22 protein-coding genes and 1 tRNA gene are annotated in these 17,778 nt (G+C 69.2%); 14 read left to right on the top strand and 9 right to left on the bottom strand.

Annotated elements, in window-relative coordinates; all coding sequences use genetic code 11:
• Positions 1 to 14 precede the first annotated feature (14 nt).
• Positions 15 to 89, top strand: a tRNA-Gly gene (locus ASG52_RS21640).
• 136 nt (positions 90 to 225) lie between these two features.
• The gene (locus tag ASG52_RS21635; RefSeq protein WP_200945647.1) at positions 226 to 1,242 is read left to right on the top strand and encodes a BsuBI/PstI family type II restriction endonuclease; all 1,017 of its coding nucleotides are present in this window, start codon (positions 226 to 228) and stop codon (positions 1,240 to 1,242) included.
• Here ASG52_RS21635 and ASG52_RS21630 read toward each other — a convergent pair.
• Positions 1,239 to 2,738 carry an Eco57I restriction-modification methylase domain-containing protein gene (locus ASG52_RS21630; protein ID WP_162250018.1) on the bottom strand — a complete coding sequence of 500 codons (1,500 nt, stop codon included), beginning with the start codon at positions 2,736 to 2,738 and terminating at the stop codon, positions 1,239 to 1,241. The two genes, ASG52_RS21635 and ASG52_RS21630, sit on opposite strands and share 4 nt — an antisense overlap.
• A 47-nt stretch (positions 2,739 to 2,785) precedes the next feature.
• A complete protein-coding gene (locus ASG52_RS27500; protein ID WP_156384077.1) occupies positions 2,786 to 2,953 on the bottom strand; it encodes a hypothetical protein in 168 nt (55 codons plus the stop codon).
• Between the two features lie 104 nt (positions 2,954 to 3,057).
• Here ASG52_RS27500 and ASG52_RS21625 point away from each other — a divergent pair, with 104 nt between their 5' ends.
• From ASG52_RS21625 to ASG52_RS21590, 8 genes are all read left to right on the top strand, one after another.
• Entirely contained in the window at positions 3,058 to 3,612 is a 555-nt protein-coding gene (locus ASG52_RS21625; protein WP_056247682.1) for a hypothetical protein, read from the top strand.
• A gap of 71 nt (positions 3,613 to 3,683) precedes the next feature.
• A complete protein-coding gene (locus ASG52_RS21620; protein WP_056247680.1) occupies positions 3,684 to 5,342 on the top strand; it encodes an AAA family ATPase in 1,659 nt (552 codons plus the stop codon).
• A gap of 16 nt (positions 5,343 to 5,358) precedes the next feature.
• Entirely contained in the window at positions 5,359 to 5,610 is a 252-nt protein-coding gene (locus ASG52_RS21615; protein ID WP_056247678.1) for a hypothetical protein, read from the top strand.
• Positions 5,585 to 5,860, top strand: coding sequence for a hypothetical protein (locus ASG52_RS21610; protein WP_056247676.1), 276 nt, complete (start codon positions 5,585 to 5,587; stop codon positions 5,858 to 5,860). Before ASG52_RS21615 ends, ASG52_RS21610 begins: the two co-directional genes overlap by 26 nt.
• A gap of 114 nt (positions 5,861 to 5,974) precedes the next feature.
• Positions 5,975 to 6,304, top strand: coding sequence for a hypothetical protein (locus ASG52_RS21605; protein ID WP_056247675.1), 330 nt, complete (start codon positions 5,975 to 5,977; stop codon positions 6,302 to 6,304).
• Positions 6,305 to 6,506: 202 nt separating this feature from the next.
• Positions 6,507 to 6,962, top strand: coding sequence for a hypothetical protein (locus tag ASG52_RS21600; protein ID WP_056247673.1), 456 nt, complete (start codon positions 6,507 to 6,509; stop codon positions 6,960 to 6,962).
• 38 nt (positions 6,963 to 7,000) lie between these two features.
• Entirely contained in the window at positions 7,001 to 7,351 is a 351-nt protein-coding gene (locus ASG52_RS21595; RefSeq protein WP_056247672.1) for a hypothetical protein, read from the top strand.
• Positions 7,352 to 7,395: 44 nt separating this feature from the next.
• A complete protein-coding gene (locus ASG52_RS21590; protein WP_056247670.1) occupies positions 7,396 to 7,602 on the top strand; it encodes a hypothetical protein in 207 nt (68 codons plus the stop codon).
• 67 nt (positions 7,603 to 7,669) lie between these two features.
• Here ASG52_RS21590 and ASG52_RS21585 read toward each other — a convergent pair whose 3' ends face one another.
• Together ASG52_RS21585 and ASG52_RS28505 are read right to left on the bottom strand one after the other, a co-directional pair.
• Complete coding sequence (locus tag ASG52_RS21585) at positions 7,670 to 8,263, bottom strand: hypothetical protein (RefSeq protein ID WP_056247668.1); 594 nt, start codon at positions 8,261 to 8,263, stop codon at positions 7,670 to 7,672.
• A gap of 25 nt (positions 8,264 to 8,288) precedes the next feature.
• A complete protein-coding gene (locus ASG52_RS28505; RefSeq protein WP_286159132.1) occupies positions 8,289 to 8,900 on the bottom strand; it encodes a dATP/dGTP diphosphohydrolase domain-containing protein in 612 nt (203 codons plus the stop codon).
• Between the two features lie 505 nt (positions 8,901 to 9,405).
• Between ASG52_RS28505 and ASG52_RS21575 the strand changes: the two genes are divergently transcribed.
• The 3 genes from ASG52_RS21575 to ASG52_RS21565 all read left to right on the top strand — a co-directional run bounded on the left by ASG52_RS21575 (position 9,406) and on the right by ASG52_RS21565 (position 12,557).
• Positions 9,406 to 11,430 (top strand): hypothetical protein, encoded by a 2,025-nt coding sequence (locus tag ASG52_RS21575; protein ID WP_156384075.1) that lies wholly within the window; start codon positions 9,406 to 9,408, stop codon positions 11,428 to 11,430.
• Between the two features lie 38 nt (positions 11,431 to 11,468).
• A complete protein-coding gene (locus tag ASG52_RS21570; RefSeq protein WP_210170419.1) occupies positions 11,469 to 11,900 on the top strand; it encodes a hypothetical protein in 432 nt (143 codons plus the stop codon).
• A 255-nt stretch (positions 11,901 to 12,155) separates the two neighbouring features.
• Complete coding sequence (locus ASG52_RS21565; RefSeq protein WP_156384074.1) at positions 12,156 to 12,557, top strand: hypothetical protein; 402 nt, start codon at positions 12,156 to 12,158, stop codon at positions 12,555 to 12,557.
• Between the two features lie 82 nt (positions 12,558 to 12,639).
• Here the strand turns inward: ASG52_RS21565 and ASG52_RS21560 are convergent, their stop codons facing one another.
• From ASG52_RS21560 to ASG52_RS21550, 3 genes are read right to left on the bottom strand one after another with little or no spacing between them, the layout of a single operon-like run.
• The gene (locus ASG52_RS21560; RefSeq protein ID WP_056247658.1) at positions 12,640 to 13,338 is read right to left on the bottom strand and encodes an ImmA/IrrE family metallo-endopeptidase; all 699 of its coding nucleotides are present in this window, start codon (positions 13,336 to 13,338) and stop codon (positions 12,640 to 12,642) included.
• Positions 13,335 to 13,769, bottom strand: a complete 435-nt coding sequence (locus ASG52_RS21555; RefSeq protein WP_156384073.1) for a hypothetical protein — start codon at positions 13,767 to 13,769, stop codon at positions 13,335 to 13,337. Before ASG52_RS21555 ends, ASG52_RS21560 begins: the two co-directional genes overlap by 4 nt.
• The gene (locus ASG52_RS21550; protein WP_056247654.1) at positions 13,766 to 14,380 is read right to left on the bottom strand and encodes a hypothetical protein; all 615 of its coding nucleotides are present in this window, start codon (positions 14,378 to 14,380) and stop codon (positions 13,766 to 13,768) included. The genes ASG52_RS21555 and ASG52_RS21550 overlap by 4 nt, the downstream gene beginning before the upstream one ends.
• Positions 14,381 to 14,688: 308 nt before the next feature.
• On the opposite strand from ASG52_RS21550, the gene ASG52_RS21545 reads away from it, so the two are divergent.
• On the top strand, positions 14,689 to 15,165 hold the full coding sequence (locus ASG52_RS21545; RefSeq protein WP_056247653.1) for a hypothetical protein: 477 nt from the start codon (positions 14,689 to 14,691) through the stop codon (positions 15,163 to 15,165).
• A 38-nt stretch (positions 15,166 to 15,203) separates the two neighbouring features.
• Here ASG52_RS21545 and ASG52_RS28500 read toward each other — a convergent pair whose 3' ends face one another.
• Positions 15,204 to 15,722, bottom strand: a complete 519-nt coding sequence (locus ASG52_RS28500) for a hypothetical protein (protein WP_286159131.1) — start codon at positions 15,720 to 15,722, stop codon at positions 15,204 to 15,206.
• Complete coding sequence (locus tag ASG52_RS28495; RefSeq protein ID WP_056247651.1) at positions 15,715 to 17,382, bottom strand: anti-phage dCTP deaminase; 1,668 nt, start codon at positions 17,380 to 17,382, stop codon at positions 15,715 to 15,717. The genes ASG52_RS28500 and ASG52_RS28495 overlap by 8 nt, the downstream gene beginning before the upstream one ends.
• Between the last annotated feature and the right edge of the window lie 396 nt (positions 17,383 to 17,778).

The following is a 17,778-nucleotide window of genomic DNA, read 5'->3' as shown; positions in this document are numbered from 1 at the left end:
CCGGAGCCCCCAGCGCGGGCGTAGTTCAGTGGTAGAACGTCAGCTTCCCAAGCTGAATGTCGTCGGTTCGATCCCGATCGCCCGCTCCAATTCCTTCAAGCACTTAACGAGGTTCGGTGGTATCCCGAAAACGAGGGATACCACCAGGATACCACGGCTGGGCCCTTCAGGGTGCCCGGCCTGACAACGATTCGCCCGGGTTTCGAGCAACCCCGGGGGAGCGAAGTGGCGAAGGGCGGTCTGAACGTGAAGGTCGCGAGGCTGCGCGAGGAGCGCCTCGCAGCATCCGGCAATGGCAAGGCAGTCCCGGATGCCTATCAGGGCGTCACGAAGGACAAGATCGCCCGAGTGCTCAGGGGCATCGACTTCGCCGGCAACACCGACTTGGTGGACGGCGTGTTCGCCCTCTTGGACGACGAGACCACGAGCTGGTTCCCCACCGCTCCGGCCGGCGCCACGTTCGCCGACGGCGCCTCCACCGCCCATCTCGCCAGCCACGTCGGTGTACTCCAGCGCGGCGAGTTCAAGCTAGACCGCGAGGGGCGAGACTTCTGGATCAAGCCGCTGCGCGAGCTCGGCGGTATCGAGGCCATCCTCCTGAACGACGGCGCATTCATCCCTGGGCACGTGAAGGCCAAGTCGCCGAACTCAGCTTATCGGCTTAGCGAGGACCTCAAGGCCGTGCTCAAGGCACCGGAGGGCGAGTGGCAGGGGCTGCTGACCGCCTGGGCGGACGCGGACGCTGTAAGGACCCGGCGCGCGTTCCAGGCGGAGGCGGCCGAGGCGTCCAAGCTCCTCGTCGACACCGGGCACAGCGGTCTTATAGAGGCGAGCATCCATCAGTACGCCGAGCGGTTTTTGCCCAGCTACAAGGTCGTGTACGTCGACGACGGGGACGGAGACCGCATCACGGATGAGGACCGAGCAGCTCTCGCGGCCGCCGGCCTCACGCTGGAACTGGGCGACGCCATGCCCGATGTCCTGCTCTGGTGCCGGCAGACGGACAAGCTGTGGGTCATCGAGGCCGTGACCAGCGACGGCGAGGTCGACCTGCACAAGGTTGAGGCGCTCCAGAGGATGGCTAAGCGCTGCGGCAAGGCCGGGGTCGATTTCACGACCACCTACCTGACCTGGAAGGACGCCGCGGCCCGGCAGGGCAAGCACGGCAATATCGCAGTCGGTACATACATCTGGATACAGGCCGACCCCTCCAAGCACTTCAAGGTCGAGTCCTTCGCCTAGGGCCGCCCGAGGACCTCGCCCACCAGCGCGTCGATGCGGGCCAGGTTGGTCACACCCCGGGCCTGCCGGCCGAGCGCCACGATGGTTGGCACCGGCGGCATGGGCATGGCGCGGATCTCCGATGCGCCGACCTGCGTGTTGCCGTTCGTCGCCCGGAACCAGGTATCGAGCAGGGTCGAGTTCAGGAAGGCGGCGAGCCCGACGGCCTCCTCCTCGGTAAGCGAGCCACCCGGCCGGTAGATGTAGTTGAGGTGGTTCTCCAGCCCCACCATCGGCACGTTCATCGTGGCCGCTAGGTAAGGAGCGGCCACTAGGCGGCGCTTCTCCTCCTTGGCCGAGAACCGACGCATGACGACGTAGTTGGCGTTCGGCACCAGGATGTTGCGGGAGCCTATCCGGTCGAGGATGTGCTCGTTCTTCCGCTTCACCAGAGGCCAGCGGATCTCCATTGGATGAACGTGGTTCAGCCAGAGGAGCGGCACGGTCCCGGAACCGCCGGTCGCGCTCTGGAACTCCTTTGCCCGAAAAGCGACGACCGGCCCCGTTGAAATCTTCCAGCCGTGCGTGGCAAGGCGCCCCTGCCAAGCGTCGACCGCCCGCATCAGATCCTCGTCGCCCTCGGTCGCCGGCATGCGCAGGACGAGGTCGTTCGAGGCAAGGTCTAGGACCTCGCCGATGCGCTTCGTGCGCGTCTCCCGCTCCGCCAAGTCACCGATGCCGGCGGAGGTGCTGATGGTCACGTCGCCGTCCTTCCAGCCATCGTCGCGGACGGCATGCAGGATGACGTTCTCCTGGAGCACAGCGTCGCGCGCGAAGGCGTCCCGGCGGGACCCGAAGACGTGCATTTCCTGCGGCCGGACGAGACCGAAGAACCGGCGCCGGAAGGCCCGGAAGTAGTCGCCCGAGGCGAAGCTGCGCGGGGTGATGAAGACGAGGTCGCCGCCCTTCCGAAGAAGCGCGGCGCCGATGGCCATGAACAGGCCGTAGATGTTGGGCTGACCGTGGACAACGCTCAGGGCGGCCTGTGCGCGCGGATCGGCCTTGTTGAGCTTGAAGTAGGGCGGGTTGGCGATGACCACGTCGTACGTGCGGTCGGCATCTGGTGCGAAAAGGCTTCCGAGCCCTTCGAGAGCGTCGGCGTTCGCCATTACGAAGTCGGCCGTTCGAAGGTCGCAGGTCACCTCAGCGCCCTGCTTGGCAGCCCACTGCTCTACCCCGCGAAGGACCTTCCTTAATTCCTTAGCCAGCGTCTTGTCGACCTCATAGGCGACGACGTGGATGCGGGTTGCGCCGCGCCGCACTAGGGCCTCGACCGCCGCGGCAGACAGGATGCCCGCGCCGGCGCAGGGGTCGAGGACCCGGACGATACCCTTATGGAACCCAACTAGGCTCGCCATGAAACGCGCCACCTCGGGCGGCGACAGATAGAGGCCATGGTCGCGCCGATGGTCAGCATCGACGATAGCCGCATAGGCGGACCCTACGGCATCGCTCAAGGCCACTGGATCGCGGGTTCTGGCTAGGGTGCTTGGCGAAAGGTCGTTCATGGAGGGAGCATAGCCACGGGATCCCCGAAAGCATCAGCTCGCTCTGAGTTGTCCCAAATTTCCCGGCGGCGCTCGCGGACCGCCTCGTCGAGGCGCCCGGCATCCTCGTCGTCGAGCGCGGCGACGGCGCGCGCGAGCTCGACCAGTTCCGTGTCCGTCAGCATGTCCCGGTCCCTTCCCGCTAGGGAGGGTACGGGGATCCCTCGATTCGTACAGGGACGCCGCCGGGCCGGTGGCGCGCCGCCGGGGCCGTGCTATCCCGAGGCGCATGGAGATCCGACTGCATTACGCCTACGCCGAGACCTGCTCTTGCCCCGAAGGATGGACCGTCGTCGGCGCCGTTGGCGCCGGGCGCCTGGCGCTCGCCTACGATCCGGAGCGGCGTCCCCACCTCATCGGCGAAGGGGTGCCGGTTCCGCTCGACCGCGCCGAAGTCAACGCCGCCCTGGCGCACGCCGTCGACGCCGCAGCCTCACGCCTCTGGCCGGGCGGCTGGACGGTTCCGTTCGCGCAGGTCTTCAATGTCAACCGACGGTCCCTGCTCCCCGACCGCCTGGCCCGCCAGGGCCTGCCGCCGGGTGTTCTGAGGGCCCTCGGGGACATGTCGTCAGAGCCGGACCCCGAGGGCCTGGGCTGGATGCTGATGTCGCTCGCCCGCTACGCCGACGCGTGGGGGGAACACTCGAACCCGAACGAGCGGATCGAGCGCGCCATGCAGGCGGCCTCGAACGCGTCCGAATGGCTGAAGATCGCCCGGCGCACGCTACCCGCATGGCGCCCCAAGGATAACGAACACGATCCTTCGGCGGATACCATTCCTTAAGACCTCCAGGCTAGAACGGTCGGACGAGCGGATTGGGGCATGGGCCTCGATGAGCTCTGGAGAAGACCATCATGACCGAAGCCTTTGAGAGGGCGGAGGGCCCGAGCGCGCACCACATCCTGCGTGGCATCGTTCCGGCCCCATCCCGCCACGACCCCCATCCCTTCCTTCCCCTCATCGCCTACACGGCGTCCGTGTGCCCGGTGACGCCCGACCTGCGGGAGCCGGACGAGGGACTCGACGCCGAGGACGACCGCTACGCGGGCATGCTCTGGTCCGCCTGCGCGATCCGCGACCACCTGCTGTCGTCGACGTGCGACCTCGCCATGGCGCGCATCCAGGTCGCCACGCTGAGCGCCGCGGCCGCCGCGCTGGCCAAGCGTCTCGATGCGGAGCCGATGTCCATCCTCGACGTCTCAGCCGAGCGGGCCGTCACCCTCACCATCAGGATCGCGCAGATCGCCGACGTCTGCCTCGCCGAATGCGGGGAACGCGAAGCGCTGATCCGGCTCGCCGAGACCGCGGAGACGTGCGCCGCCCTGTGCGCGTCCGGCTACCAGCCCTTCGCCACCGGCGCCCGGCACGTCCTCGCCACGCAGGAAGACCTCGGCGAATGGCGCCCGGGACACCCCCCGCTGGCGGTCATCGGAACGGCGATCCAGGTCGGGCGCAACGCCCTCGCCCGGCTTGAGCACGAGACCGGCCGCGCCTCGGAGCGTCCGGAGCGTCCCACGCACGCCGAGGAGATGGACGACGACCGCGCGGGCATCGTGCGCCACATGCCGTCGGCGCCGAAGCCCGTCCCCGTCAAGCCGGTACCGGCGTCCGAGCCGGCGCCGCAGGGAAGCGGCGTCGTCATCTTCCCGGCGTCCGTCCTCGACGCCCATGCGACCGCCGAGGGCAAGCGGGACGTCAAGTCGGCGCTCGGCGCGGCCCTGGACAAGCCGCTCGCCCTGACGCCGGTCCCGGAGGACTGGAACGCCTGGGAGACGGCACGCCTCGCCATCTCCCCTTGGGGCGGCGACGCCTTCCGGGCGATCCGCGAGGGACAGGCCGGCCGGACGCACGTCGGCCGGGACGTCATCTGCTTCGTCGGCCCTGCCGGCGCCGGGAAGTCGCATCTCGTCCGGGAGGCCGCCGAGAGCCTGGGCGTGCCGTTCGCCCGCTTCGGGGCGGACAGCGCGGCCGAGAACTCGTTCGCCGGGACCAACGCCAGGTACACGACCAAGCACCCCTCTTTCGTCGAGCAGGCGATGGCACGGCACCGGCACGCCGGACCCATGATCCTCGTCGAGGAGCTGGAGAAGGCGGCGGGCACCCGCCACTCGAACGGGGGGCGCCTCCACGACTGCCTCCACGGCATGTGGGAACCGGAGACCTGCGGCGACTGGCACTCGGTCTTCCTGCTCCACCCGGTGTCGCTCGCCCACGTGCCGTTCGTGTGCACGGCGAACTTGCTCGAAGGCCTGCCGACGAGCCTGCTCGACCGCATGAAGATCGTGCGGGTACCCGAGCCGGGTCCGGAGCACCTCGGCGTCCTGGCGCCCCGGCTGGCCCGGGCGGTCTGCCGCGAGACCGGACAGGACGAGCGCTTCGGCGACCTTGACGGCGACGAGATCTCGGCCCTGGCCGACGCCTGGCGGGGAGGCTCGATCCGCCGCCTGCGCCGCCTAGTCGAAATCTGTCTCCGGAGCCGCGAGAGCGGCCCCGCGGCGATGCCACGCCACTAGCCCTCCGGAGACCGCCATGACGACGACACCCGGCCTGGACGCCGTCCAGGAACGCCTCCGCACGGCCCAACGCGACCGCCGCGCCTCCATCCTCGTCCTCGGCGCCGTCGGCATCGAGATCCAGCGCATGCAGGCCGACGTCCGCGCCGGCCGGGCCCGCGAGGACGACGTCATCCACGACGCCGGCGTCCTGCTCGGCGCCGCCCTGTCCACTCCCTACCGCCCTCTCATGGAGAGCTCCAATGACCGCATCCCGTACGTCCTCTGAGATCCCGCCGCTCCTGAAGGACGAGCACATCATCTGGCGCGCCGCCAGCCTCGCAGCGTCGAGGATCCACACTGGCATGCGCGCCGGCAGGCACTCGCGGTGGCACGCCAAGAGGGCCGATGACCGCGTCTGGGAGATCTCCCGCGAGGTCGACGCAGGCACGCTCCATCCCGCCATCGCGGCGCTCGAACTGCTCCGCGTCGAGCTCAATCTGGCCCGGACAGCCGCCAGGAAGCGCCGCAATGGCTGACGCCGAGGCGGCCGCCGCCGACGCGGGCCGTCTGCGCCCGCTCCCTCACCCGGACGGGATCGCATCGCGACCCCGCCTGCCCCTGACCCCTCATCCCACCCGAAGGAGACCACGATGATCGAGATCGAGATCGAGTTTGAAACTCCCACCCCTCGCCCGCCGAGCAAGCGCAAGCGCAAGCCGCGCTCCCCCTACGTCAACCCGGCCAACTACGTGGAGCTTCTGGCCAGGATCCCGACCGCCGCCGAACGCATCCATGCCGCCTGGGAGGCCGGCATCGTCCCCGATTTCGTCGGGCGCCGCGGCAGGGAGAACGTGCTGGGGCACGGAGAGACGCTGGCGAGGGGGATCATGAAGCTGGACGAGGTCCTCCGCCTAGCGCAATGGGTCGAAGCCATCGACAACGCCTACAACCTGATCCCGCGGCATCCTCCGGCGCCGTGACGGTCGAGCTGCATCGCCATACGAGGCGGCGGTGCTGGTCCGTGCGCGAAAGCGGCCGCGTCGTCGCCCACGTCGAGGCAATGGCCCTGGCCGGCGCCTTCCTCGTCGACGGCCGTCCCATCACCGCCGCCGCGGCCGCTTGGTTCGAGCCCGATGGTACCGCCTGGGCCCTCGCGCCCATCCCCTCCCTGGGGCCCACGCCATGATCATCGCCCTCCTCGACCACGCCGTCACCCGCCTCGCCGTGATCCCCGTGCTGACCGCCGGCTACGTTGCGGCCGCCCAGCCCGAGCCGCCGCCGTTCCCCCAGCACGGCGACCGTTTTTTCCTGGCCGTGCGCGGTCCGGTCGTCGGCGGCCGCGCGGGATTCGCGCGGGTCTACGCCACGCCGGTCGGCAAGGACGGCTGGACGACGACGGTGACGTGCGGGACCGTCGACGTCCGGACCGGGCGGGAGCGGATCGAGCTCCAGGCCCCGGGGACCGCCTACCGCGACCGGGACGGGTTCACTGGGACGTGGTCGCCCCTGAGCGGCCGGTACGGCGAGGCGCAGATGCGCACATGGAGCGTCGACCGCCAGGACGGCCTCGACGTCGTCGTCTCGATGAGCGGCCCATGCCCCGACAGCGGCACCGGCGACGTCTCGTCTGGTGACTAGCCAGGGCGAGGACTAACCTCGGCCGGAGGAGACCGACGATGCGCAGTAGCGAGTACGACGACGAGACGATGGACGGTCCGGAGCCGACGGCCGAGGAACACGCGGTCGCCGAGGCGGCCCGGCGCCGGCGCGACGTCGCCGAGGCGGTGCGCAGCGTTCGCCTCGCGCGGCGCATGCCCGTCAGGCGCCTGTCCGCCGTCACCGGCATCGCGGAGCGCACCATCGACGACCTGGAGGCGGGCCACGCGGTCGACGTCGGCATGGCCGTCCTGGTGGCGGAAGCGGTCGGCCTCGATGTCGTGGCGACGATGACACGGCTCGCCAGGAACGTGCCCGAGACCGCCCCGCAGGCCGACGAGGATGCCGGCCTTCCGTCCCCGCTGGACTAGCGCGGCTGTTGGGATCCTCGATCATCCCGCGCGGAGGGACCGGCATGGACGCGACACTGGCGACGACGTGGGCGATCTGCGCCCTCGGCCTGGCTGTGGCCGGGTGGGCCGCCGCGGGCACGCCGCGTGTCGCGGTGAGCACCGTTGAGCATCACGGCGGCATCCCGCGTGTGCGGGGGGCATCGCACAACACCGAAATCGCCCCTTCGGTGACATTCGTCGTCACCCCGCCTGCGACATCTGAGCACTGAGCCCCAACCATTTTACCAACAGGGTGATGGCGGAGCCGTTGTTGAAATGGCGCTTCCCGTTGGAGGTTCAGACCCTGGGCACGCGCCAGGGCGAGATCTCCGCCGTCCTCCCCCGCGGCGCGTTCGCCAGCCGGTACGGGAATTCGGCCTTCCGCTCCTGCAGCGCCTCCCAGACCGGGTCCGGGACGCCGAAGGGGACGGCGAAGTAGTCCACCTGGCGGTTGCCGCCGATGACCTGAACGTAGCCCAGGGAATACAGCAGGGAGGCGTACCCGCAGTCCGGGGTGTTCTCGAACGTGCGCTGGTTGTGGTGCAGCAGATGGGCGAAGATCTGCCGCTCCTTCTCGCTCAAGTTCGGGATGTAGCTGATGAACTCGCGCTTCCGCTTGGCGTTCAGCTTCCGGAATACGTAGCCCTCGTAGCGCGGCTTCACGAACCAGACGATGGCCCGGTACCCGGCGCCGAGCAGCAGGCCTGCGGCCAGGCCGCCGGACAGCAGCCCCATGACCGCGATGATCAGCGCCGCGACCGCCGGGAGCTCCATTGGGAGCTCACCGATGCGGTTCAGGTAGAGCGTCGCCGCGGCGAAGGCGGCGAGGCCGACGAAGGTCGGGATGCCGGCCTTGAGGAAGTCCAGCCACTTGGCGTCAGGCAGGGTCATGCCTCCAAGGTAGGAGGGGTCCCGCCTAGTGGCGATCACAGGCGACTACAAGCTCCACAGGTTTCACGGCCGGCATCGAGGCCGCGTCGTAGCCCTTGAGGACGCGGATGGTCTCGGCGCTGACCTGGCGCCCGTCGAGGAAGGCCCCGGCGTCGATGGCGTCGAGCAGGATCGCGCAGCATGCCCGGATGTGGGCGAGGTGCGAAACGCCGGACTGCTCGTCGAGGTCCTCCCCCGCGGCCCATAGCGTCAGGTGCCGCTCGATGGCGCCGACGTAGGTCTCGGCGTCGATGGGGTCCCGGCGCCAGTTCCAGCGCCCGTAGGCCTTGGCCGGGCAATCGGCGCCGAGGCCAAGGACGGCGGCCTCTTGCACCAGGGCGACGCGGGGGATGAGCTCCAGCGGGAGCTTCCGCATCCCGGCCGACCGCTTCGGCTTCTCGGCCGGCGCGGCGTCCCGGGGGACCGTCGCCCGGGGCAGCGTCGGCCTCAGCGGCAGTGCCGGGGCGGTCACGCCGCCAGCCTCATGCCGGGGCGGTGATGGCGGGTGGGCGGTCAAGGCTGGCTCGAGATCGGCCTTCTGTCCGCAGCGGCGTGACAACCCGAACGGGGGGCTATTGAGGGGAGTGGCCCAGCCCATGCGGATGGAAGGGTATAAGGTTTGGGGGAAGGTTTGAACGGCTCGGGTCCCACGGTCCGGGTTCCCGTCCCCAAGTCCCGTAGGATTGCGCGGGAAGGGGTCTCGGCAACGGGCGTGACAACTCGAACGGGGGTTGTGCCGACGGGAATGGGGCGGTCCCATGCGGATGGGCGGGTATAAGGATCGGGGGAAGGTCATGGCCGATCGGGCTTCCACGGTCCGGGTTCTCCCCGGCGGGTCTCGTCAAGGCCTGCGGCGGCGGCTTCCGAAGACCCGGCGTGACAACCTGAAACCGCGAAAGACCTGCCCGCCATGGAGATGAAATGCGCGAATGGCCCTTGCGGTATGCGGATGCAGACGTATAGTAGTCGGTGGGGAATAGGTCCCCAGAGCTTCGCCCTTCGTGTCAGCGTCGACAGAGATCTTCGACACGCTCGCCCCGCAGGCCCGGGCCTACACGCGCCACGTCCATCGGACGACCGGCGCCCGGGTCACGGCGGAGGCCATGGGGACGTTCCTCCAACAGGCGGTGGCGCGGTACGTGGTCGGCGGCGGGGTCGGCGAGCTCACGGACGCGGTCGTCGAGGACACGTGCCGGTCGGTGACCCGGTTCTGCGTCGCCATGCCGGTGCAGGGCTTCAGCGACGCCAGGCAGAGCCTGTTCCGAGCCATGGTCCCCAAGGCGAAGGAGTGGGCGAAGGCGGACCGCCGGACCCGGCGCGCGCCCGTCGACCGCGACCGGCTCAGAGCCCACCTCCAGCGCGAGGCAGGGGCCTTCGTGGCCGTCCCCGGGCAGGCGTGCACCGACGAGGAGCGGGCCGCCGTCGTCGAGGCCCTGACCGGGTTCTTCGGGCGCATGCGGGCGGTCAAGCCCCCGGTTGTCCGACCGAACCGCACGTCGCAAGGACTGGCGGAGACTTCCTACCAGGTCAGGGTAACCCAGGAGCTGGAAGACGCGTCGGCGGACGAGGCGGGGCGCAAGGCCCGTCCGCTCTCCATCGACGCAATCTTGGATCGGCTGAAGACCGACCACGTCGTCCTGACCGACGGCCGGACGACGAGGGGCCTGTCCGGCGTGACGCGGGCCTCGGTCCGCGGCGCCGTCGAGCGCCACCGGGGCCAGCCCCGGCGCGCCGCCACCATCAACCGCCTTTCCCCGACCGCGCGCGACCTCGTCGGCGCCCTGGAGGCCGAGCTCCCGCAGAACCGCATCAGCGTCGTCGAAACCATCGCTCTCGCCGGTAAGCTGTGGGCGCCGTCGCGGACGCCCGAGGGCAGTCGTCAGCACGTCCGCCGCCTGCGCGTGGCCGCCGAGGTCATCGAAGCCGCGGACATCGGGTTGCACCTCGCCGTCGCCGGGTCTCATGTCGTCGTCGGGCGCGGCCGCCGGCTTCCCGAGGGCGAGAGGCTGCAGGCCATCGTCGACGCTGCCGTCTCGCCCCGGCGCGGAAGGAAGCGCATCGCCGTCCTGTCCCGCGGCCTCGTGCCGTCCCGCCGGGGCCTATGGGGCACGATTGAGGGCGACGTTGCCCAGGCCGTGTGCCGCGTCGCCGCGTCCCATGCCGGGCACGACGACTACTGGCTCGCGATGACCGCCGTTGGGCTGCACGGTGCCGCGCAGGACGTCTCCACGGTATGGGACGGCGCCGGCGAACCCGTGCAGCACGACAGCTTGGTCCTGGCCGACGCCATGTCGAAGGCGGCGGCAAGCGAGGTCAACGGGCGCCTCTCGTCCCAGACGCAGGACGGCGTCGAGCTTGTCCGCACCATAGTCACCCGCGCGTGCGAGGCGGGCCTCGATCAGGCCTGGGCGCTGTACGCCGCGAAGGGCGACATGGCCGACCGCCTCCGCCGGGACCCGTCCGGCGCCCGCGAGCGGGTCCGGCGCATCGGGGCGGCCCTGTCGAAGGCCCCGTGCCCGGAGGCCTGGGAGGCGGCGGTGCTACTCGACGCCTATTCCGCCCGCCCCGGCCGCCGCCACTCGCACCCCGTCGTCGTCATGCCCCGCGCGCCAAAGCCCGCCGCCCCGGCGCCGGCCCCTGAGCCGGAGTTCTACCCGACACACGTCAAGGACGCGGTCCTCAGCCTCGATATGATCGAGGAGATTTCGGCACACTGGCGCGTCAACGCGGTGCGGCCGGCGATGCAGGCCATGCGGGCCGTCTACATGGGCTTCGACGTCGAGGACGCTAAGAAGTTCGACCTCGACGAGCTCCCGGTCCCGACGACGGTGGACGAGGTCGCCGAGGGACTCCGTCGGGTCCTGCGCTGGTGGAAGGCGCCTGAACTCGCGATGGTCGCGCGGCTCGACGATGAGATGCAGGGCGCCCTGCGCCAGGCCATCGTCAACTCGGGCATCGCCCTGCGCGAGCACGGCGGCCTGGCGTTCCGCTACGCAGCCAGCGTCGTCCTGGTCATCGCGTCGTACTGTGGCACGGTCGACGGCGCGCGCAGTCTGCCCCGTCGCCTCGCCGAGGCTGACGAGCGGTTCCGGTGGGGGCTCGCGCGCATGGCGTCGGCGGCCGCCTGACGCTGGTGGCTTGCTGGCCGGGATGGCACGATCCGCCCATGACCGACACCACCCCCACCACCGAACGCGAGAGCACCGCGGCCGCCCGTCGCCGCGTCGCCGCCGCCGACCGTGCCAGGAAGTGGCGCGAGGAGCAGCGCGAGGCCGACGCCACCCGGCAGGCCGAGATCGACGCCCTCCGTGCCGAGGTCGCCGACCTGCGGGCCCAGCGGGATGGGCTGGAGCAGGTCGCCGAGGCTGCCACCGTCGACGAGGACCTCGTGCGGGCGCTAGTCAAGATGGGCGGCCTGCACCGGTCTCCGGCCGGCCCGCTCGCTATCGGCAAGCCGCAGGTTTCCGTAGCAGACGTCGTCAGCGTCGCGGGCTACCTGCGATGCGGGGGGCGATCCGCTGGGCAGGAGGTCTACGACGCGGCCCGGGGCCGGGTCCTTGACCGCCTCGCGCAGTTCGTACTGCCGCGCGGGGCGTAGAGACATCGCCGATGGGATGTGGCGAACGATGCTGGGCTCTCTCGAAGACACTTGGGTCTCGCGAAGGGGCGTTGTTGTCCAGCGTGGAGGCAAACTGGCGACGACGCAAGAGGTCGTCAAGCTTACCCTTCGTAAACAGCAAGGTTCGGGCCTGGCCGCGGTGGATCCATGGGGAAGACCGCGATAGTCTTGGGACCGTTGCGGCTGGCGCCTTTGGCTCGAAGGCCGCTCAGGCTTCCAATAGCGGGACGTGTCGTGCCGGGAACCAAGTCCAGCGCCGTGATGAAGGCCGCCGAGAAGGCGGAGTTTCTGCAGAAGGTGACGGCGACGCTGGAACGCGCTCATGCGGCGTCCGAGGCGGCCTACGAAGCGTTCACCCGGTCCGCCAGGCGCAATGAGAGCGGGTTGATCGTCGACACGTTCGGCTGGGCCCACGTGATCATGTACACGCCTACCCGCCGGCTGCAGGACGCCTTGAAGGCCCTCGGCGAGACGGAGCGCACCTCCAACGGGACCTGGTACGTCTCGCGTTTCCCGCGCGATGCGGACACGCAGAGCATCACGGCCTACGAGGTCGCCTGCCGGGCGGCGTGCAAGGTTTTCGACCAGGAACTGGCGGGCGAGGGCAGCTTCCACGTCCAGACCCGCATCGACTGACGCCTGGCGGCGCGAACTAGGCACGTCCTCGCTCGGGTACCGTCACCACCGTGATCACCTCGCCTGAGGACGGGCGGAACGATTACTCGCGCACGTCGTGGTCCTGGCAACAGGGGAAGTCGAACCATGCGTCGGCCCCCACCATCCGGGGGTGCGAGGACTCGGTCTCATCCCTGTGAAGCATGCCGAACGCGAAGCTCTCGGGATCGAGGTCGGTGCGCAGCCGCCACCGAGGGGACACCGCCTCCGACTTCCAGAACCAGCGCCGGCCATCCAGGCCGTCGCGCACCATCGTGACGGGGAAGCGGTTCGCCCGTACCGCCTTCAGGAGCGTCGCCGTTCGACTGGCGTCGAACGTCCCGGCCAACTCGTCGAGCGCCTGGATGGTGAGGCTGCGCATCCGCCGCACCAGCGGGTCGAAGAGGTATCCCGGCAGGATCAGGTCGGACGCGAAGTCGTCGGCCTGCCGCTCGGGGTCGAGCGCGCTGCCGGCGAAGCGCCCGATCTGCTTGTCCGTGCAGAGGAGCAGCCTGTTCCGGTGAAGGTGCCAGTGCCCGATCTCGTGGGCCAGCGAGAACCGCCTGCGCGTATGGATGCTCTCGCTGTTCACCGCGATGATGGCGTGCCGGGCATTGCCGACGATGGTCGCCTCGCATCGGTCCATGGGCCGGAACTTCACCAAGGCGCCCTGCGAGAACGCGATGGCTTCGAGGTCGATCTCGCCGGGTGCCCGGATGCCGAGGTCGTGGAGCAGGCGTTCCGCTTGGCTGGGAGCGCTCACGCCTCGCCGTCCCCGTCCCGAAGCTGCGAGAGCCTTTCCAGGTCGGCGAGGTCTTCGAGCAGGCCTTCCTCGTCGCGCTCGGACAATCCATCTCCCTTGCGCGCCGCCATCATCATCCCGGAGGCGGCCGGCGCCCGCGACCTCATCGCGGCGAGGCGCTCCCTCTGGCGCGCGAGGTCGAGCGGGACGACTTTCTCCTCCCGCCGGAACGCCGCCAGACCTTCGCGCGCCTGTGCCATCCGTGCCTGCGCGCATTCCTCGTGCGCCGCGGCCAGGCGCGCCTTCATGAGGGCGACCACCTCGTCGGGCGAGCGGCCCTCCTCGACGGATTCCTCGCGGAGATCCGCCTCCGAGGTTTCGAGGATGTTGTCCAGGAAGGCCTCCTCGATGTGGTCGAGGGGCGTTCGCGGGGTCGATTTGCCTGCGGTCATCGCGTCCACCTTCCCGGGAAGCGCTTGTCCGACTGTTTCCTGATCTTCTTGATCACGTAGTGAACCCTGTTCGGGGCAAGCCCCGTTTCCTCGTACAGGTCGGCACCTTTCAACCCGAGGGAGAGCGCAGTGACGACGAGCTCAACCTCCCCGTCGCCCGGGAAGAGGCCGATTAGGTCGCCGACGGCACCATCGCCCTCGGCCTTAAGCAGGGGCGCTTCGGGGTCCTCCCCGGGGGCGAACAGGACGTCCGCCGGCGCGAGTCCCTCTTTCTGCTCTCCCGTCGCCGTCGGTGGGGAAGCCTCGAAGGATACCTCCGCCAGCATCCGCGACCGCCGGTGGCCCGCGATGCTCCAGATGGCGTCGGCAAGGAACTTCACCACGGAAACCCCTCGGGGGCATTTCCGCTTGCCGGCAATCGCCCGGCAGAGGGCTTCCTGCACTAGGTCGCCGTCGCGGAAGTCGGTGCCGCCGCGGTAGCGCGCATCGACCTTCGCGAGCCTGAGCCAATCGGCGCTCGTCAGCGACGCGAGCGCGGCGCGCATCTCTGCATCGTCGAGATGATCGTCCCCGTCGGCATCGACCGACGCGGACGCGTCCTGCCCCCCCATTCCCCCGCTCCCAATGCCCTATGCCGGGCATTTCGACGAATTCGGAAAAGTTTTTGTCCGGCCCGGGTCCGAATCCCACGCCCTGGCCGGCATAGGGCCCCAGGATGCCAGCCCGGCAGCGGGACGCAACCTTGAGGAGGCGCCCGGCCAGGCGGTCGCCCACCTGTGCCCTCCCTGGAAGACGACGGAGTACGACAGATGAAGCAGCCCGGGCTCGATGGCCGGCACCGCGATCAGAACGGCCAGATCCGCCAGAAGAACCGCCACGCTGGGCCGGCTTCTGGGACCAGGACCATCACATCTGGCTCATGACCGCCTTCGGCGAGCTCGTGGACCTGTCGGTCGAGGTCCTCCATCGACATCCCGCCGCCGGAGGGCCGGACGACCTGCCGAACCTGCCGCTCTGGTGGACGGACCCAGGCACTTGGCCGCCGGTCATCCGCTACCTCCCGGATACCGAGGTTCACGACCTCGGCGACCCCGAGGACGCCATCGACCTTCGGCTATTCGAGCGTCAAGTCATGGCGCGTCTTGCCGGGATGCTGCGCGATGGCACGGTCGACGACGTGACCTTCGGACCGATCCTCGACGGCTTGGACACCTTGAACGCGATGACCAAGGCAGGGGCGCCCTGGGCGAGCCGAGCCTTCCTGATGCAGAGGCACGGCGTCCCGCTGCCACCCTGGGTTCGTGCCAGGGAGGCCGAACTCATGAATGCCTGGGCCTCGCGCAGGTCACCCACCAGTCGCCTCGGCGACGTTCCCGGCGTCCTAGGCACATCATGAAGGGCCCGACCCACCGGTCGGCCCGTCGGTCCGTTGCCTCAGCCCGTTACGCCAGCGAGCGCCCGGGGATGCAATTCGGCTTGGTAGGTGCTGGAGTGTCGGAGCAACCGGCGCATTTGGTCCATCCAGCCGAGGTCCCGGGCCGCCGCGTCGTAGATGCAGATGGAAAGGCCCATCGTCAGGGCGGGCTCGATCTTGGCATAGGCGTTCGAGACGCCCATGGAGACCAGCGTCGGGTCGGCCAGGGGCCGCCGGACCAGCATCGCGAACTCGATGTACCGGATGTCGCGGTCGCGCAGGTGGAAGACCACGGACTTGTGCCGGAAACGGGGACGCTCGAAGACCGGGCACGGTCGCAGGTCGACGAGCGCGGTCACGGCGTTCAGCGCCAGGAGCTTGAACAGCCGCTCCTCGTCGAGCGCCCCGACGTCGATGAACGCGACCTTGCCGCGGCCCTCGTCACGGGCAGGGAAGAGGGAGTGCTGCACCTGCACGCAGGGCGCGGCGGGCGCGACCGCGGTCCTGACCGGGAAGCCTATGACCTTGGCTTCAAGCATTTCGCTTCTCCGGCACGAGGGCGGCAGCCTTCTCTTCCACGGATTCCAAAGCTCTCAGGCGGACCGCGTGTTCCGGGACGCCGCCGACAGGGACCCGGTAGCTCCCGTCCTCGTTCTTCAGTTCGGTCCGCTTGACGAAGAAGTCCTCGTACATGCGCACGCCTACCCCCGTGAAGGGGACCACGACCATCCTGTCCACACCCACGGCCGAACCGCCCTTCGGGCGCTTCGGCAGCTCGTTGGCGATGGCGTCGGAATGCAGCTCGCTCGCGAGACTCTTCTTGTAGGGCTCGACGTAGTAGACCCGCTCGACCCCAGCGGTCACGAGGTGCCGGGCGCAGTTATGGCACGGGTACGTCGTGCAATAGAGCGTCGTGCCCACCGGCGACACGCCCTTGCGGGCCGCCGAGAAGAGAGCGTCCATTTCGGCGTGTATCGACCGGGAGTATTCGATCAGGTCCTTGACCCCCGGCATGTCCCCCATGATCTCGGCCTTGGCGATGAGCTTGGCCGAGATGTCGGCCTGGGCCCTCTCTCGAGCAGTCTTCGCGACATCGATGCCGGTCTCAGGCACTGGGTGGGCGGCCAAGGCTAGGTCCGCGCTGAGGTTTGTCGCCATCCAGCGGGCGAGTTCGTTCCTTAGGTTGTTCTTCTTACGGGTGTTGTGGCAGCCGACGAACTGCAAGCCACCCTCGCCGGTCCATTGCCACGAGCTGCAGCGGTTGTCGTCGGGGCTGTCCTCGTCGTACACGCCGCCGCCGAACGCCGGCGGGTCGTTCGTCCCCGTCGAGACAATGGTCCCGTCATCTGCGGTCAAAGCAGCTCCGACTTGACGTGAGAGACAAGACGATTGCCGGGCGGCGGCATAGGCGTGCTTGATCGCCCGCTCGGCCCGCGTCGGTCGAACGAGGCCCGTTCCAAGTAGGAGGTTCGTGAAGCGCCGGAGATCGTCCGTGAGGTTCTCACCCTCCTGACTGACCTCGTTGTTGTCGATGAAGAAGTCGGCGAGGTGAAAGGCGTCCCGCACCTGCTGGCCGTGCGGTCTCCCGACGTCCTTCTCGTCCCGCTCCATGTACCGAAGCACCTCCTCACGGTCGACGCCACGGTACTTGGCGACAGCCATCTGCGCCCCGATTAGCCGCCGCTCGCGGTTGGCGGGCTCACAGTGCGTGGCAACGAGCCGGAACGACTGCCCGTAGACGTTCTGGAGGAGCTTCACCTCGTCCGAGTGCTTGATGGAGTCGAGGATAACGGCCAGCCTCCTCTCGCCTGGAACGGCCTCGCCCCGCAGCTTCATGATCTCACGAACCGCCAGCGCGGCCACGGCATGGTTGCCATGCGCCTTTCTGAGTTCGTCCCCGAGGTTCTGCAGGTCGCAGGCCCGCGCGAACCGTGACGGACCCAAGTTAACGCCCGTACCGAGTTGGGTTATCGGACTGTCGGCGAACTGCCGCTCGATCAATGTGCTCAGCTTGACCGGCTCGACGTCGTAACCGGCGACTTCCAGGAGAAGCTGAAGCCGCTTCACCGCTGTCGAGCAGCCCGAGCCGGCGAACCCGACGATGCCGATCACCAACTCCTTCGACAACGGGGAGACGTCGGATGGATCGGGCGCGTCCCCGGCGTCCGGTACGACCTTCAGCTTGGTGTTGCCCGCCATCACCACTGACCGCCGCCCCTCGTCCCGGTTCAGCGCGGCCTTCGGCCGGCCGGCTCGAATCCCCCGCCACATGGGACCCTATGGTGGCAAACCTTACCGATGCGTGGGCATCCGACAATGGTCGAGATCTCCTGCCAGGAGCCTATCCACGATGGTCCTTACGTTCGCCTTTCCCACCTGGCCCGCAGCCTTCCCAACGGTGCGGACAGCCACGTCCGGCCCAGGCGTCCCGGCCGTCCGTTCGGATTGGCGCAGGACGTCGACGACCAAGCCGCTCCCGTTCATTTCCTGCGCCTTCTAGTACTACAGCCGGGTTTTGTGCGTTGTCATGGCGGAGGTAGGCCATGAGGCGGCTGATGGGAGCGGATGCAGCGGGCTGGGCGCAGAGTTTTGACG

This window comes from Methylobacterium sp. Leaf456, assembly GCF_001425465.1.
In the GTDB taxonomy this organism is placed as follows: Bacteria; Pseudomonadota; Alphaproteobacteria; order Rhizobiales; family Beijerinckiaceae; genus Methylobacterium.
This window is presented reverse-complemented; position numbering and strand designations above follow the sequence as displayed.